At 58.6% G+C, this 440-nt stretch carries 1 protein-coding gene; it reads right to left on the bottom strand.

Features of this window, described 5'->3' with window-relative positions; genetic code table 11:
* Nucleotides 1–220, bottom strand: a 220-nt coding sequence (locus AACY45_RS28700) for a helix-turn-helix domain-containing protein (RefSeq protein WP_339548856.1), incomplete at its 3' end; no start/stop codon positions are given.
* Nucleotides 221–440: the final 220 nt, after the last annotated feature.

The raw sequence follows: 440 nt of genomic DNA, 5'->3' as shown, positions 1-440 counted from the left end.
CGTCCTGGAGCATGGAGGTCTTGTGATGTCCCACTGCCTCGGCGCCCGCTATGCGCCTCTCCAGCGGCACGCGGAACGTGATCCCGAGCTTGCCGGCCAGTGTCTCCTGGGTGAGTCCCTGATGGAGACGCAGGCTCCGGATACGGGCACCGATAGCTGCGTCGATGGATTCGTCTTTCCGTTTCGCCAATTCAGAACCCCAATATAGGGAAAGGAACAAGTCCCAGTCATCGAACCAGACTTAACTATGATGTCAACGCGCTGTTTCCGAAACCGGGCGCGCAGCCGTCCATCAGAGCTCTGACGCTCGCATTCGTGCCCTCTCGATCAATTCTTCGGCTTGCGTGATGCATACCGAAACATCCGTGGCATTTGGATCGGGGTTCATCGCGGCGCGGCGCAGATGAGCGGCGGCCAGCTCGATAAACAAGAGGATATAG

It is taken from the genome of Pseudomonas sp. RA_35y_Pfl2_P32, assembly GCF_963970735.1.
Classification (GTDB): domain Bacteria; phylum Pseudomonadota; class Gammaproteobacteria; order Pseudomonadales; family Pseudomonadaceae; genus Aquipseudomonas.
Note: the sequence above shows the minus strand (reverse complement) of the source record. Positions and strands in the feature narration are given on the sequence as shown.